Below are 16,387 nucleotides of genomic sequence, written 5' to 3'. Positions count from 1 at the left end.
TCATTATTTTCAACAGTTGGTTTATCATAATCTTGCAAGTTTTCTAATTTCATTATTAGACTTCTTGCGATACCCTTTTTTATTAAAATATTATTATAAAATATAATTTATGAGGACATAAAAATATGAACAATAATAAATTTAATACTCTTAATGATAGAGAATGGTTAAGATTAACAGGAATAAAAAAATCCACTTTTAATAAAATGTTAGATATTTTAAAAGTTGCTGAAATAGAAAAATTTAAAAAAGGTGGTAAAACTAATAAATTATCATTAGAAAATAGATTATTGATGACTTTATTATATTGACGAGAATATCAGACTTATTTTCATCTTGGTAAAAGTTTTGATATTAGTGAGGCTAATTGTTATCGTAATATTAAGTGAATTGAAGATATTTTAATTAAAAACTCTGATTTTCAACAACTTGCTGGTAAAAAAGCACTAATAAATGATTATTTTAATGATAAAACTATTATTATTGATGCTACCGAAACTCCAATCCAACGCCCAAAAAAAGACAAAAACAATCTTATTCTGGTAAAAAGAAAAAACACACGATCAAAACACAAGTAATTATCGAACAAGAAACCAAAAAAATTATTGCAACAAGTTTTTCGCTCGGAAAAAAACATGATTATGCTTTATTTAAAGAATCAAAAATCCCAATTTTAAAAAATACCAAATTAATAGTTGATAGTGGTTATCAAGGAATACAAAAAAATCACAATAATGTTCTAATACCTACAAAGAAAACAAAGAAAAACCCTTTAAACAAAGAACAAAAGCAATATAATAGACTAGTTTCAAAAATGAGAATTATTATTGAAAATATTTTTGCTATTCTTAAAAAATTTAAAATTATTACAGAAAAATATCGTAATCGAAGAAAAAGATTTGGTTTAAGATTTAATTTAATTGCCTCAATTTATAATTTACAATTATTATATTTAACATAAAATATTTATTTAAAATTAAATAATTTAAATAATAAATTAATTTTTCGTTGTGGAAAAATATTAAATTTTTAAATAAAAAACATAATTAATTAAAATTATATTTTTCTATTAGTATCTTTTTTACAAATATTTGCAATTTTTTAACAAGTAATGCAAGAAGTCTATTATATCCTCCAAAGAATTTAATGGATTAATTATATCACAAATTAAACGGAAACAATGATGAACTTATCTGTTAAATAATGTTAAATGAGGTAACAATGACCAAACAATTTAACTGAAAAATTTCTAAAAATTCATAGTATAATTCTTATATGAAATAACTATCTTTAAGATGAAAGGAGTCAAATTTATGGCTAAAAGAATGTTATCATCACTTTTCAACATCTTGTTTTGTTGATTAAACGTAATTTTATGAATTTTTAATGTGAATCCTGTTGGGACCCTGCTTTTTGGAACTGATTGTCCAAATACGCGCAAAGGAAAATTTGTTTATGGATTATGTTCTTTGTTACAATGAATTTTAATGGCAACAATTATTGGAACAATCTTCGTCATTATTTTCTGAGCAAAAGGAGAGCCATCAATTGCTCAACGTCTTGCTAAATTAGTGTAATAATAAAAAATAAAAAGTTTTAATAAATATCCTTATAAAGATCTTTGTTAAAACTTTTTTAATTACAACAATATTACTTTGTTGTTAACAACGGAATTGCTTTTGTATAAATTTCTAACATTTTTTGTAAGTCGCTGATTTTAACATACTCATTATATGCATACATTGTTGACTCATTAATATCAAATTCAGCCCCAAAAGTAACACAGTTTGGCATTGCTTTTGCATAAGTTCCACCACCAATTGCGACTGGTTTTGCATCATGATCACCAGTAACATCACGATAAACTTGCATAATATTCTTAATCATTGGACTATCAAGTGGCATATGAATTGGTTTTTTTGAAGAAATAATCGCTAATTGTAAATGATATTTTGATAGTTCCGCTGTTAATGGTGCTTCAACATCTTTTAAATGATATGAAATTGGTACTCGCATGTTTAATGTCAAACGGGTTTTTTCAGCATTAATCTCAACAATGCCATTATTAACAATCAATAAACCGGTATCATCTTTCATTGTTGAAAAAATTTGTTTAAAATTAAAATCATTGTATAGATGTTTTTTCACAAAATTAGCAATTGGCGAGTCAGTTGTAAATTCAGCATAGGTTGCTAATGTTACTAAAGCAGCATTAATTCCTCGTTCAGGTAAACTACCATGGGATGCTTTTCCTTTCACGATTAATCAATCATCTTCAAGATCTGTTTCAATTTGTTTTTGGTCTAACTTAGTTTTAATGTCTGTAAGATAAGGTTCTTGATAACGAACAACATTAGCCACACAATTGTACGCTTCGCCACCTAATAAAACAAATTTTTGTCCCTCACCAATAATATCGGAATTAATAATTCCTTTCTCGGCATAAACAACTGGAAACTCACCATCTGGGTGGGGTATAACCTAATGCTGGAGTTCCTTCAACTGCCATATATGCTTTAATTGATGCTCAATCGGTTTCTTCTGTTAAACCAAAAATTAAACGAATACAATAATCTGGTTGATAATTATGATCTTTTAAATATTTTAAAGCATACAAATTAATAATGGTTGGTCCTTTATCATCAAATGCACCACGACCTAATAACTTTCCATCGCTAATTTGAGGTTGAAATGGTTCAAAATCTCATTTTTTAAGATCACCCGCCGGAACAACATCTAAATGCCTTAAAATTGCAAAGATTTCAGCACCCGTTCCATATTCTACATACCCATAACGATTTTCAGGGTCCTGATAAGTTTTAAAACCTAATTCTTTTGCTAAATTAACAGCATAATCTAAGACAGCTTTTGTTCCTGCTCCAAATGGGGCATTTGGTTGTGCTGCACTACGAACAGATGGAATTTTAATAACATCTTAAATTTTTACTAGTGCTTCTGAAAAATATTTTTCTTGTAATTTAATAACATCTATTTCCATTTTATTTTCCTTTCCCTTTTAAGGGCCTTGATACTCATATCATAACATAAAAATTATTCCATAATATTAACTAAAATATCATTTAAGATATTTAATCCTTGTTTTGTACAACGTAAATGATTATTTTCAAAAACCAAATTATTTTTTGCAACTTCAGCGGTAATTTTAGCTTCATAATAATTTACTGCTGCTTGTGCATCTTTGACTGTTCCTAAATTAATGCCCTCCAAAATTCGTAATCCCATCATTAAAATTTGAAAATAATAATCTGCTAATGATATTTCTGTTTTCTGCTGCGTTCAATTGGCATATTTTCGACTATTTTCTAATAAATAATAACCATCATCATTAATAAAACCAGCTGCTCCTGGTCCAAGCAATCAAAATGATTTATTAGTTCAATATCCTAAATTATGCTGTGATTTTTTATTGTTATTAGTGTAATTTGAAATTTCATAACGAACACACCCCATTTTTTTAAGAGCCGCATTAATAATTTCATCAAAGGCAATATCATAATCAGGCAATTTAACTTTCGTTTTTCCTCAGTAAGAATTTTCTTTTAAAATTAATGAATATCAACTAATATGATCAGGTTGTAATTGTTTAACCATTATTAAGTCTTGTTCAATATCAGCTGTTGTTTGGTCAAATAAGTTATAAATTAAATCAAAAGAAATATTATTAAAACCCTCCCTGCGCGCTAAATTATAACTAGTAACAATATCTGCAACACTATGATGACGATTAATTTTTTTTAATAACTGATCACTAAATGTTTGCACCCCAATTGATAACCGATTAACATGATATTTTTTTAAAAGTTGCAATTGACTTTTCATAATTCTTTCAGGATTTAATTCAATCGTATATTCAACAACTGCTGTTTGATCAATCTTTTGCAACAATTGTAATAATTTTTCTAATTGGCTATCATCCAAACTGTTGGGTGTTCCGCCTCCTAAATAAATTGTTTTTAAGTTGAATCGTGGTTGGGGCTGTGAAATTTCTGCTTCTAACGACAATAAATATTCGTCAACCATTTCATTCCGTGATTTTTTGATTTTAAAAAAATCACAATAAAAACAAATATGGTCACAAAAAGGAATATGTACATATAAATGTTCAATCATTATTAATCCTCACTTCTTTATTAATAATTATAAGATAATTTCAAATAAAAAAGAATTGTTTTCAACACAATTCTTAATTACGGTTAAATCAACGACCAAGGATTGGTTCACCACGACGTTTACGACGACGAGCAATTAACCATGGAATTGAAATTACTAGCGTTAAGATAATTAGAAAAATAATAAAAATAACTAAGCAAATGCGATTGGTTTTCTTCTTCAACGCCGCTAATTCTTCTGGTTTAACAATTTCATAACCATAATAACCAATAATATTTGCTTTACGTTTTTTTGTTAAAACAATATTAGCAATATGAATTCCTAATGTTGCAATTAAAATCGTAATTGTAATTGTAATTGCTGCTGTTAAATCATCAACAATTCCCCAACTTCAAAATCCAAATCGGAATTCTTCGCCAGAATGTTGTTGAAAACCATAAAGGATTCCTAACACAATTCCGCCAAAGAAATATGTTGGAAATGCTAATCAATTTAAAATAATACTACGAACAGTCATTTTTTTATAATTATCAATCAAGAAGTGTGGAATCGTATGATTACCACGCATTAAATGCGAGATATAATTGTTTGTTTCAATGCGAACCCGTGATAAATCAAAAATTCCGGCAAATAATAATCCTAATGAAATTAATAAAAAGGTAATTGTTAAAAATGGATGGGGAATATATTTCGCTTGAATTTCCATAATTGATGATAAACCTTGTTGATGTGAAATGAAATATAAGGCAATAAATAAACTTGTTGACATTGTGCCAAAAAGACCAAATGTAATCATAATTAGTGTTCGAACTTTTTCCGAACGAATTTCACGCGCAATTTCTAACGGAATTAATTTATTAGCATATTCACGATTAAAATGACGACGACTATGTTTTGCTGGTAATTGTGGCTGATAAGCATAACGATTATTTTCAAAACCATTTTGAAAAGGTTGACCTTCCAACTGGGCTGGTGGTAAATAATTATTATTTTGATAAAAGGCAGGTGGAGCTGGCATTGCATTTGCCATCATTTGGTTTCCATCAAAATATGGTTGTGGATTTACATTAGGATAATAGTTTTTGCCATCATAAGATAATTCGGACTGGTTAAATTGTTCGTTAAACTGTAACTGACTATATGGATTAACAACACGACGTTGGTAAGGACGACGATATTGATTTACATAAACATGATCATCATTAAAATAACCATCACGATTATTTTGATAATTCATTGCTTCTGGATACGAATACCCACCATAATTCTGTTGACCTGCTAAATATTGATCTTGCATTGAATTTGATGTTGGTTGATGAATTCGCCGTGGTAAAATTTGTGGTTGCACTGGACGAGAATAATTATTAGCGGCATCATGATTATAATAAGGTTCAACATAACCTGGCGGTGTTGATGGTGCTACTGCTGGTGCTGTAATTAACTCACGTTCTTCATCAATATACTGTCTTTCATTATTTGTATAATAATTATATTGGTTATTTAAATTCATTCGTGCCGGACGAATTGTATTGTGATTTTGATATAACATTTCGGTATTATTTAATTGATTTTGTTTATATGTTTCATTGGGACGGAAGTACTGATCTTGTGGCCATTGATTTTGCGCAATACCATTATTATTTATTTGTTGATGAGAAAAATTTGGGTCATTTTGGTTCAATAATTCGGGATTAAAATTATCACCATAACCATTACCTGTTTGCATTTGTGACTGTTTATCATGTTCTTTATCTTTAGTCATAAAAGATTTTACTGTATTAAAAAAACCCATACTTTGTTTCACCTACCCTACTTGTGAAAATTAATTTATTTAAAAAAAGAACTATCTAGTTTTTATCACCCGTTTTTCTAGCTAGCATAATTTCTTGTTCAAAATACTCAATTTTTTCCTTAAAACTTGTTTCTTCTTTTAATTTCATCATATTTGTTCAATTTTGATTATTCTTTTTACTTCGAAATAAAGAAAAAGTAATAATAAAATAAATAAATAATAATAGCGTTGCGAACCCTAGTAGAAATCCAACTAACCCAATTATTGGAATTTCTAAATCTAAGATTTTGATACTAATAGCCAAGATTCCTCCCATATAAACACCACACTATCTAAAAGCATTATACTATAATTTTTAAATTTTTACAAAAAATATTTTTTTATTTTAATCCATCTTCTAACGACGTTAGAATCACTTTTTTAAGTGTTTTTTGGTTCTCATATGTTAAAGTTAAGGTATCAACAAAATGTAATTGATTTATTTTACGATAAATTTTTCCAACCGTTGCCGCTAATTTTAGTAACTTTGGATCTTTATCAATAGACTTCTTGCATTACTTGTTAAAAAATTGCAAATATTTGTAAAAAAGATACTAATAGAAAAATATAATTTTAATTAATTATGTTTTTTATTTAAAAATTTAATATTTTTCCACAACGAAAAATTAATTTATTATTTAAATTATTTAATTTTAAATAAATATTTTATGTTAAATATAATAATTGTAAATTATAAATTGAGGCAATTAAATTAAATCTTAAACCAAATCTTTTTCTTCGATTACGATATTTTTCTGTAATAATTTTAAATTTTTTAAGAATAGCAAAAATATTTTCAATAATAATTCTCATTTTTGAAACTAGTCTATTATATTGCTTTTGTTCTTTGTTTAAAGGGTTTTTCTTTGTTTTCTTTGTAGGTATTAGAACATTATTGTGATTTTTTTGTATTCCTTGATAACCACTATCAACTATTAATTTGGTATTTTTTAAAATTGGGATTTTTGATTCTTTAAATAAAGCATAATCATGTTTTTTTCCGAGCGAAAAACTTGTTGCAATAATTTTTTTGGTTTCTTGTTCGATAATTACTTGTGTTTTGATCGTGTGTTTTTTCTTTTTACCAGAATAAGATTGTTTTTGTCTTTTTTTGGGCGTTGGATTGGAGTTTCGGTAGCATCAATAATAATAGTTTTATCATTAAAATAATCATTTATTAGTGCTTTTTTACCAGCAAGTTGTTGAAAATCAGAGTTTTTAATTAAAATATCTTCAATTCACTTAATATTACGATAACAATTAGCCTCACTAATATCAAAACTTTTACCAAGATGAAAATAAGTCTGATATTCTCTTCAATATAATAAAGTCATCAATAATCTATTTTCTAATGATAATTTATTAGTTTTACCACCTTTTTTAAATTTTTCTATTTCAGCAACTTTTAAAATATCTAACATTTTATTAAAAGTGGATTTTTTTATTCCTGTTAATCTTAACCATTCTCTATCATTAAGAGTATTAAATTTATTATTGTTCATATTTTTATGTCCTCATAAATTATATTTTATAATAATATTTTAATAAAAAGGGGTATCGCAAGAAGTCTAATGTAATTAATAATTTTGCTATCAATTCATTTTGTTTTTTCAACACCCAATCAATTAGCATTTGTGCTTGATGATTGATCAGTATTAATTCAACATTTATTAGTTGCTTTCTTAGCATCTCATATTTTACTATCTGTTTGATAACCACATGTTGGTGAATAAATATTTATTAAAGCATCTTCTGTTGCTTGAGCAATATTTAATAAGCCACTCGTAATAATATATTGATCACCATAAATCTCTGCCTGGGCTGTATCAACACCAACTACTTTTGCCTTTGCTTCATTATATTTAATTCGATCAATTGTATCTTGCGTTTGTGGTCCTGCAACCGGAAAAATAACATTCGCCTGTTTACTAATTAAGTAGTCTGAGATAACTTTACCATCCCCCTGATTAAATGATTGCGAAAACCATGATTCGTTTTTATTTAATACTGTTTGTACTTTATTAATTGGTTGTAATCCCTTCAATGTTGGACTAATTCCTTGTAAGAGAGTTAAAATATCTTGTTTTAAGTGATGTAAGTTAGGATAAAGACTATTGTTATTAATTATTTCATTAAAAATATCCGCTGATAATAAAAAGCCTCATAAGTAATTTGAAACCCCAATTGGATTATCCATCCCACCATAAGTTCCAATCCCTAATTGACCATTAAATTGTGTTTGATGCAAATTAAGTCACATTGCTGTTACAAGTCCCGCTAAAAAACCAGCAATTTCTTTTTGAAATAAAATTCCAACAACATTATCTACTCACGATTCTTTTTGATCCATATTCTTATGAATATTTTGACCACTACCATCAATAAAAATGATATTATTTGCTAATGTCGCCGCTCAACCAATGGTATTACCATGAATAAAACCTGGTAAAATTAATGTTTTTGCACCAGCAATACTTGCTGTAATATAAGCTGTTTTAAACTCCGCTGGGGTTAATCCTACTGGTTCAAAGTAACTGGCACGGATGTTACTATCTTGTCAATTTGATGAAACTGACTGTTCGGAATGTGTGACAAGATATCGACTAGCTCCTTCTCACGCTGATTGATTAAAAGACTTATCATTAATAGTACTACTACTAATAACTCAAATATTACTCATATATTGGTGTTTTTTTAAACAAGCTGTTAAAAAACTAGTTAAAGGAATAACTATTTGTAACGCCATTATAAACTTCATTAGTTTTTTCATTATACACTCCTTTTTAAATAAGTTAAAAATAATAAAAAACATTGCTTCTTAAACCAAGGAATAATTAATTATTATGTTAACTTTTATTTTTTTCATCTGCCCCAATTGCCATATTTGACTTTACCCGACTAATAAAGCTTTCACGTAGCAATAAGTTAATTTTAGGAACTAATAATCGTAAATGATTGCGATATTCCGCTAAAATTAGGTCTGAGGTATAATAAAATATTAACAGAATAATTAATACAATTGATGCACAAATTGTAAAAATTATTGTTGTAATGTTATCAATTTGACCAGCAAAATTATCAACTGGAATATAGTTTTGCCCGGGAACAACATAATTACTAAATATTCCAATTTGTTTGTCACGAACAAAGTCATCAAAGAATTTTGTAATAAATTCAACACCAAATCACAATAATTGGAATTGAGCAACAACGGGACGATTAGTTGGTGAACGATATTTTCACTCACAAGTCATTGCAAATAAAATACTAAAACACATTGAATAAGCTAAACCATTAATTATTTGTAAAAATAAGTATGCATCAGGAGAGTGGTTAAAAGCAGCAACACTAAAGAACAAGAATCATAATAACAACCCTAAACTAAAACAATATTTAACACCGATTTTATTATAAAGTAAATGACATGCTAAATAAGCCCCAAAAAATTGCGGAATTAAAAATAACTGTTCATTCAAACGAACAAATTGGTTAACTTTTAAAACATCATGGTATTTTTCCCAAGTCCGCTGTCCCAATAATCAAATATAAATATTTGATTGGGAGATTTCTTTTAAGGCAATAATTAAAATAAACATAAAAAAGATAATTAAAACTTTTTTTCATTTAAATGGTTCAAACATTTTTTGTTGTTCAACGGTAAACGGCTGCGAAGTAAATTCTTTATGTGAAAAGAACGAATATAACATTGCGGCAATCCCAATCGCACAAACCGCAATTGCCCCAATTATTACAACTTGTAAATGATTGGATAAATCGCTCCCTCTTGTTGTCACCAAATTATTAAATTCACTACCAAAAATAAGGGCAAAAGTCATTAATGGGGCAATTAAACTAACCATTTTAAAAGGAAAAAACTTACGACCATAGACTTCATTATATGACAGAAAATAACTAGCTTTACTAATGATTCCAAACCCTAAAAAAATCGCCGCAATAATTAAAGTTGGTAGCGACGGATAAGCCATTAAAATAATAATCCCTAGTGCGGAACCAGCGAAAATCCCATATTGCGCAAAATGTCACCCAACACGAGAAAAAACCTTATGTAAGAAAACATAAGGAATCATTGCTAAAAATGCATAAAATGACAGCAATGTAACGGCAATTAACGCAACCCCTTCAAAATTATTGATTGAAGCAGCAAAAAATAAATTTCTAAATTCTAAATTATCACCAATAATGGCTGATAACGCAAATCAATATAAAAAAGTTTGAACGAAAAATGCCTTTTGACTAGCATGTTTAATTTTAATGTTTTTCGCTAAAATTAAAATATAAAGAACAAATAACAATAATAACATTAATGGATTAAATATAAAAACATCTCAATTATTCTTTAACATGCTTGGCCCCTCTTTCTTCTATGATAAATTATAGCACAACTTAATTTACATCTGTTCAATAACATTAACCCCTAATAAGTTAAAGGCATTTGCTAAGATTTGATAAATTACTTTAATAAAAACTAAACGTTGTTTTGTTAATTCTAAGTTATCTAAATTAATAACTTTTGATTCATTATAATACGAATGGAATTGCCGTGCAATATTTTGTAAATAATCACAAATTAGATGCGGTTGACGTAACTTTGCGGCTCCTTCAATACAACGATTAAACAAATCAATATCATTTAAAAGATCTAATTCTTTTTGGGAAGTTAATAACTCAAAGGTTTTGACATCATCAACCTTAATATCATTAACTTTAGCTTGTTGTAAAACACTATTGCAACGTGCTGTTGCATATTGGGCATAATAAACTGGGTTTTTTGATGAATGCTCTTTTAAAACACCAATATCTAAATCCATATGACTTTGGGCACTCTTTGAAACTAACATATAACGAATCGGGTCAACCCCAATTTCTTCAATTAAATCAATTAATCAAACTGCTGTTCCTTTTCGTTTACTCATTTTATATTCAGCACCATCTTTAATTAAACGGACCATTTGAATCATATCAATATCTAAAATATCTTTTTTATAACCTAATAACTGTAAACCAACTAGCATTCGGATAATGTACCCATGGTGGTCACCACCTCAAAAATTAACTAATTTATCAGCTTTTGACCGCATTAAGCGTTCATTATGGGAAGCTAAATCTGGTGTAATATATGTTAAATCGCCATTTGATTTAACTAAAACACGATCTTTATCATCACCAAAATCAGTTGTTTTTAATCATAATGCACCATCAAGCTTATATGTTTTATTTAGTTTCGCATATTGTGCTAATGTACTTTGAATTTTACCACCTTCATACATTGATGCTTCTGAAGAATAGTGTTCGATTTCAACACGAAATAATTTTAATTGTTCCTTAATAATATCTAAAAATAAATCAACTGACTTCTTACGAAACATTTCGTGCACTTCTGGATCACTAAGTTTATAATCCTCATCAAAAGTTACATCAATAAATTTATCTTGATACTTATCAACAAAATATTGTGCTACCTCATCATACATATCCCCGCGATATGCTTCTGGTGGTAGTTCTGTTTTTTTCCCTAATAAATTTAGATAACTTACAAAAACAGTTACTGCAAGATTATTAATTTGATTACCTGCATCATTAACATAATATTCAGTTTGCACTTTATACCCAGCGGCACGTAAAATCCGAGCAACACTATCACCAATTGCACCGTTTCGGGCATGCCCAATATGTAAAAAACCAGTAGGATTTGCTGATACAATTTCTAAATTATAAATAAAGTTTTTGGGGGCTGAATGACCATATTTTGTTTGTAATTTTAAAACATCACTAATAACGTGCTGTAATTGTTCATCAGCTAATGTAAAATTAATAAATCCTGCCCCAGCAATTTCAATTTTTTTAAAATACGGTTTATTATTTTTTTCAATAAAGGCAATAATTTCTGCAGCAATTTTGTTTGGCGCTTTTTTTAAATCCTTAGCTAATAATAAAGTTAGATTTGTTGATAAGTGCCCAAACCCTTCTTGCCGTGGTTTTTCAACCATCACTTCTTTTGTTAAATTGTGGACCTTTAAATATTGCTGTAAAAGTTCTTCAATCAGTTTAACGTTCGTATTCATAACTCCGCTTCCTTTCTTATTCTTATATATATTTTACATACTTTTTATAATTACTTATCTTTTTTTCGAATTTTACAATAATAGACTTCTTGCGATACCCTTTTTTATTAAAATATTATTATAAAATATAATTTATGAGGACATAAAAATATGAACAATAATAAATTTAATACTCTTAATGATAGAGAATGGTTAAGATTAACAGGAATAAAAAAATCCACTTTTAATAAAATGTTAGATATTTTAAAAGTTGCTGAAATAGAAAAATTTAAAAAAGGTGGTAAAACTAATAAATTATCATTAGAAAATAGATTATTGATGACTTTATTATATTGACGAGAATATCAGACTTATTTTCATCTTGGTAAAAGTTTTGATATTAGTGAGGCTAATTGTTATCGTAATATTAAGTGAATTGAAGATATTTTAATTAAAAACTCTGATTTTCAACAACTTGCTGGTAAAAAAGCACTAATAAATGATTATTTTAATGATAAAACTATTATTATTGATGCTACCGAAACTCCAATCCAACGCCCAAAAAAAGACAAAAACAATCTTATTCTGGTAAAAAGAAAAAACACACGATCAAAAAACAAGTAATTATCGAACAAGAAACCAAAAAAATTATTGCAACAAGTTTTTCGCTCGGAAAAAAACATGATTATGCTTTATTTAAAGAATCAAAAATCCCAATTTTAAAAAATACCAAATTAATAGTTGATAGTGGTTATCAAGGAATACAAAAAAATCACAATAATGTTCTAATACCTACAAAGAAAACAAAGAAAAACCCTTTAAACAAAGAACAAAAGCAATATAATAGACTAGTTTCAAAAATGAGAATTATTATTGAAAATATTTTTGCTATTCTTAAAAAATTTAAATTATTACAGAAAAATATCGTAATCGAAGAAAAAGATTTGGTTTAAGATTTAATTTAATTGCCTCAATTTATAATTTACAATTTTAAAATTAAATAATTTAAATAATAAATTAATTTTTCGTTGTGGAAAAATATTAAATTTTTAAATAAAAAACATAATTAATTAAAATTATATTTTTCTATTAGTATCTTTTTTACAAATATTTGCAATTTTTTAACAAGTAATGCAAGAAGTCTAATAAAATCCATCAGTATTGTTTTCATACCCAAAAGTTTGCTCAGTTGCAATTATTTCAAGATCATTATATTTTGCTAAAAAATTCCTAATTTGGAGGTTGTTTTCATATACTTCAAATGTACAAGTAGAGTAAACTAAAATACCTCCTGGCTTTAATAATTCATAGGCTTTCTCTAACAATTGTTCTTGGATTTCGACCAAATTAGCTAACTTCTCATTTGTAAAAGAATGATATTTGATTTCCGGTTTTCGTTTAATGACACCAAGACCACTACATGGTGCGTCACATAAAATTTTATCATATTTAACTGATGCAGTAATTTTTCTAGCATCTAATAAATGGGGATAAATATTTGTAATTCCCAGTCGTTTTGCATTAGTCTTAATTAAATTAAGTTTTCTTTCACTAATATCACATGCATCGATAATACCCTTATTATTCATTAACTGACTTAAATGGGTTGTTTTACCACCAGGAGCACTACACATATCTAAAACACGATCAGTTTCTTGCGGATCTAATACTTCGGCAATTCGCATACTCATTTCATCTTGAATAAAAATTAAGCCCTCTTCAAACATTTCTGAATTAATAACTGGTTTTTCGGCAATAACACCAACCGGAGAAACGACACTTTTTGTTAAATTATAACCAGCATACTTTGTTAATAATTCATCCTGTGTAATTTTTAAAGTATTGACACGAAAAGCAATCTTTGGAATTGTTAAATTATCTTCCATTACTTTTCGGGCAACTTCTTCGTTATATTCATTCCGAAGAATTAAATATAATGACAAAGGAAAAATATATTTAATACTTAACTTTTTTGTTTCATCAGTAAGTTTAATTTCAAAAATATCTTCCTTACTTTCAAAAATCTTTTTTAAAGTAGCATTAACAAACCCGGCATATTTTGGATTAAGTTTTTTGCCAATATTAACTGCTTCGTTAACAATAGCATAATTTGGAATGCGGTCTAAAAAACGAAATTGATAAATGCTCATTCATAAAATTACTTGGAGTTTTTGATTAGTTTTTCTATTATCAATAAATTGATTAGCAATATATTCTAAATATAATTTGTTTTTAAGAGTGCCATAAACAATTCGATAAGCTAAGGTTTTATCCTGGTCAGTAAAACTGGCATTTAGTTCAATTGTTTTTGCTAATAAATGATTACTAAATTTATTCTTTGCAAAAACTTTTCACAGAATATCTCAGGCTAATTCTCTTGCTCGCATACCTTAACCACCTTTAGTTAACTTATATACGATTAGCAATTTCTTGCTCTAAAATTGTTTTAATTTCTGCCACTGCTTGTTCAACGGTATTATTCACAACAACATAATTATAGTTACTTTGTAACGGAAGTTCATCAGCTGCTTTTGCTAACCGGGCTTGAAGAACAGATTCCGGTTCACTTTTTCGACCCCGAATTCGGCTCTCTAATTCTTCTAAACTTGGTGGAATTAAAAAAATTGAAACTGCATCAGTAATTTTTTCTAATACTTGTGTTGCTCCTTGAACTTCAATTTCTAATAAAACATTCTTTCCCTTTTCAATTTGTTCAAGACAATATGATTTTGGGGTCCCATAATAATTCCCAACAAATTCTGCATATTCTAATAACTCATCATTTTTAATTACATTTTCAAAGGTTGGCCGATCAACAAAGAAATAATTTAAGCCCTCAATTTCATCTGACCTCTTTTCCCTTGTTGTCATTGAAACTGAATAAGCTAAATTTAATTCTTCATACTTGAACAACTCCTGACAAATTGTTCCTTTGCCAACGCCTGATGGACCAGAGAAGATAATTAAAAAACCCTTTTTTTGCACACTAATTTTCTCCTTTTTCTAAACGTAGTATATATAAATACTTTTTTTTATATTTTTTGTAACGTAACATTACTAAGTCAAATTGAACAAATGATAGTTCTTGATTTGATTCACAAACTATTATTCCATAGTTATTTATAATATTGTTTTTCAATATTATAGTAATAATATCATAATAATATTCAATTTGTTTAAAAGGTGGATCCAAAAATAAAATATCAATTGTGATATGGTTTTGAATTATTCAATTTAATAACACATTATAATCATAATTTAACACTTTTCCATTCGTAATTTTTAAGTTTTGAAGATTAGTTGTAATTATTTGGTAAGCACCTTGATGAAAATCATTAAAATAACATTGCTGTAAACCACGTGATAACCCTTCAATTCCTAGTTGACCACTACCAGCAAAAATATCTAAACCAGTTTTATTTTCATAAATAAAATAATTATCTAAAATATTAAACATATCCTCTTTTACCCGGGCTGTCATGGGTCGTGTATTCATCCCCTCTAATGTCTTAATTTGATAACCCTTATATTTTCCCCTAATTACACGCATCGTTTTAGTCCCTTTTCTATCTTTTTTAAATTATACTAAATTTTTTTAATAATTATGGGATATGTTATAATTTTTTAAGAGGTGATTTTTAGTGTTACAAAATGAAATTCCAAGTAAAGACTGATTAGTATTTGATGATACACCATCAATTCGACAATCATCAAGTGATGTTTCATTCCCATTATCGCCTGAAAATGAACTTGTTATGCAAAAACTAATTGATTTTGTCCGATATTCACAAGATCCACAAAAAAATGATAAACAAACCATTAGACCTGCCGTTGGCCTTGCCTCCCCACAAATTGGTCATAATATTAAGATGTATTATATTAGAATCGAAGATACTGATGATGAAACTGGAACCAAAAAAATAACTGAGCATGCCATGATTAATCCAAAAATTAGTGGCAAAAGTAGCCAATTAGCTTGTATTGAAGAAGGAGAAGGTTGTTTAAGTGTTGATGGTGATAAAGAAGGTTTTGTTCCCCGTAGTTTTCGGATTATCATTGAAGGATATGACTATCTAAAACAACAAAAGGTAACAATTACCGTTCGAAGTTATGAAGCAATTGTTTTTCAACATGAACAAGAACATTTAGAAGGTAAATTATATTATGACTTAATTAATAAAAAGAATCCTTGATTAAAAAATTCTGATTGGATTATTTTATAAATTTAATAACTTTTAACTTTTTTAAGAAAAAGTATTTTTTTGTAAACTTATTAATCTTTGTGTTATAATTTTTTGGATACTAGGAAATTAACTTTTTTTCTTTTTAATAATATTAAATAATAAATTTAATAAAGAAAAAA

Annotated in this window: 18 protein-coding genes and 1 pseudogene; 6 read left to right on the top strand and 13 right to left on the bottom strand. The window is 27.6% G+C overall.

All coding sequences use genetic code 4. From position 1 onward, the window contains the following. Window positions 1–125: 125 nt before the first annotated feature. The 3 genes from MSROBK_RS13030 to MSROBK_RS03100 all read left to right on the top strand — a co-directional run bounded on the left by MSROBK_RS13030 (window position 126) and on the right by MSROBK_RS03100 (window position 1,577). A complete protein-coding gene (locus tag MSROBK_RS13030) occupies window positions 126–578 on the top strand; it encodes an IS5 family transposase (RefSeq protein WP_040092446.1) in 453 nt (150 codons plus the stop codon). Further along, a complete protein-coding gene (locus MSROBK_RS13025) occupies window positions 563–961 on the top strand; it encodes a transposase family protein (protein WP_242441474.1) in 399 nt (132 codons plus the stop codon). The genes MSROBK_RS13030 and MSROBK_RS13025 overlap by 16 nt, the downstream gene beginning before the upstream one ends. 352 nt (window positions 962–1,313) lie before the next feature. After that, window positions 1,314–1,577 carry a hypothetical protein gene (locus MSROBK_RS03100; RefSeq protein ID WP_040093062.1) on the top strand — a complete coding sequence of 88 codons (264 nt, stop codon included), beginning with the start codon at window positions 1,314–1,316 and terminating at the stop codon, window positions 1,575–1,577. A gap of 73 nt (window positions 1,578–1,650) precedes the next feature. Here MSROBK_RS03100 and MSROBK_RS11445 read toward each other — a convergent pair whose 3' ends face one another. From MSROBK_RS11445 to argS, 10 genes are all read right to left on the bottom strand, one after another. Beyond that, window positions 1,651–2,361 carry a M20/M25/M40 family metallo-hydrolase gene (locus MSROBK_RS11445; RefSeq protein WP_227991398.1) on the bottom strand — a complete coding sequence of 237 codons (711 nt, stop codon included), beginning with the start codon at window positions 2,359–2,361 and terminating at the stop codon, window positions 1,651–1,653. A gap of 61 nt (window positions 2,362–2,422) precedes the next feature. After that, entirely contained in the window at window positions 2,423–2,740 is a 318-nt protein-coding gene (locus MSROBK_RS11440; RefSeq protein ID WP_227991509.1) for a M20/M25/M40 family metallo-hydrolase, read from the bottom strand. A 311-nt stretch (window positions 2,741–3,051) separates the two neighbouring features. After that, complete coding sequence (gene hemW, locus MSROBK_RS03090) at window positions 3,052–4,131, bottom strand: radical SAM family heme chaperone HemW (RefSeq protein WP_040093060.1); 1,080 nt, start codon at window positions 4,129–4,131, stop codon at window positions 3,052–3,054. Window positions 4,132–4,204: 73 nt separating this feature from the next. Beyond that, window positions 4,205–5,893 (bottom strand): MSC_0882 family membrane protein, encoded by a 1,689-nt coding sequence (locus MSROBK_RS03085; RefSeq protein WP_227991392.1) that lies wholly within the window; start codon window positions 5,891–5,893, stop codon window positions 4,205–4,207. Window positions 5,894–5,978: 85 nt separating this feature from the next. After that, window positions 5,979–6,239, bottom strand: coding sequence for a hypothetical protein (locus tag MSROBK_RS03080; protein ID WP_040093058.1), 261 nt, complete (start codon window positions 6,237–6,239; stop codon window positions 5,979–5,981). A gap of 389 nt (window positions 6,240–6,628) precedes the next feature. Continuing rightward, a complete protein-coding gene (locus tag MSROBK_RS13020; RefSeq protein ID WP_242441474.1) occupies window positions 6,629–7,027 on the bottom strand; it encodes a transposase family protein in 399 nt (132 codons plus the stop codon). Further along, a complete protein-coding gene (locus tag MSROBK_RS13015; protein WP_040092446.1) occupies window positions 7,012–7,464 on the bottom strand; it encodes an IS5 family transposase in 453 nt (150 codons plus the stop codon). Before MSROBK_RS13015 ends, MSROBK_RS13020 begins: the two co-directional genes overlap by 16 nt. 26 nt (window positions 7,465–7,490) lie before the next feature. Continuing rightward, window positions 7,491–8,732 carry a BMP family ABC transporter substrate-binding protein gene (locus MSROBK_RS03070; RefSeq protein ID WP_052443448.1) on the bottom strand — a complete coding sequence of 414 codons (1,242 nt, stop codon included), beginning with the start codon at window positions 8,730–8,732 and terminating at the stop codon, window positions 7,491–7,493. A 76-nt stretch (window positions 8,733–8,808) separates the two neighbouring features. Next, window positions 8,809–10,326 carry a hypothetical protein gene (locus MSROBK_RS03065; protein ID WP_040093057.1) on the bottom strand — a complete coding sequence of 506 codons (1,518 nt, stop codon included), beginning with the start codon at window positions 10,324–10,326 and terminating at the stop codon, window positions 8,809–8,811. A gap of 45 nt (window positions 10,327–10,371) precedes the next feature. Next, entirely contained in the window at window positions 10,372–12,045 is a 1,674-nt protein-coding gene (gene argS, locus MSROBK_RS03060) for an arginine--tRNA ligase (RefSeq protein ID WP_040093056.1), read from the bottom strand. Between the two features lie 150 nt (window positions 12,046–12,195). Here argS and MSROBK_RS13010 point away from each other — a divergent pair, with 150 nt between their 5' ends. Together MSROBK_RS13010 and MSROBK_RS13005 are read left to right on the top strand one after the other, a co-directional pair. Continuing rightward, the gene (locus MSROBK_RS13010) at window positions 12,196–12,648 is read left to right on the top strand and encodes an IS5 family transposase (RefSeq protein ID WP_052443447.1); all 453 of its coding nucleotides are present in this window, start codon (window positions 12,196–12,198) and stop codon (window positions 12,646–12,648) included. Next, a complete protein-coding gene (locus MSROBK_RS13005) occupies window positions 12,633–12,977 on the top strand; it encodes a transposase family protein (protein WP_416375033.1) in 345 nt (114 codons plus the stop codon). The genes MSROBK_RS13010 and MSROBK_RS13005 overlap by 16 nt, the downstream gene beginning before the upstream one ends. A 189-nt stretch (window positions 12,978–13,166) precedes the next feature. On the opposite strand, the gene rsmB is transcribed toward MSROBK_RS13005, so the two are convergent. The 3 genes and pseudogenes from rsmB to rsmD form a co-directional block, all read right to left on the bottom strand. Continuing rightward, window positions 13,167–14,411, bottom strand: coding sequence for a 16S rRNA (cytosine(967)-C(5))-methyltransferase RsmB (rsmB, locus tag MSROBK_RS03050; protein ID WP_040093054.1), 1,245 nt, complete (start codon window positions 14,409–14,411; stop codon window positions 13,167–13,169). Window positions 14,412–14,433: 22 nt separating this feature from the next. Further along, a complete protein-coding gene (gene gmk / locus MSROBK_RS03045) occupies window positions 14,434–15,009 on the bottom strand; it encodes a guanylate kinase (RefSeq protein ID WP_040093053.1) in 576 nt (191 codons plus the stop codon). A 1-nt stretch (window position 15,010) separates the two neighbouring features. Next, window positions 15,011–15,580 (bottom strand): annotated as a pseudogene (gene rsmD, locus MSROBK_RS03040) (16S rRNA (guanine(966)-N(2))-methyltransferase RsmD); the annotation flags it as partial. 85 nt (window positions 15,581–15,665) lie between these two features. Here rsmD and MSROBK_RS03035 point away from each other — a divergent pair. Beyond that, window positions 15,666–16,247, top strand: coding sequence for a peptide deformylase (locus tag MSROBK_RS03035; protein WP_040093050.1), 582 nt, complete (start codon window positions 15,666–15,668; stop codon window positions 16,245–16,247). The last annotated feature ends 140 nt before the right edge of the window (window positions 16,248–16,387 follow it).

It is taken from the genome of Spiroplasma poulsonii (assembly GCF_009866525.1).
In the GTDB taxonomy this organism is placed as follows: domain Bacteria; phylum Bacillota_I; class Bacilli_A; order Mycoplasmatales; family Mycoplasmataceae; genus Spiroplasma; species Spiroplasma poulsonii.
The sequence above is the reverse complement of the archived record's forward strand: the minus strand, read 5'-3'. Positions and strand labels throughout refer to the sequence as shown.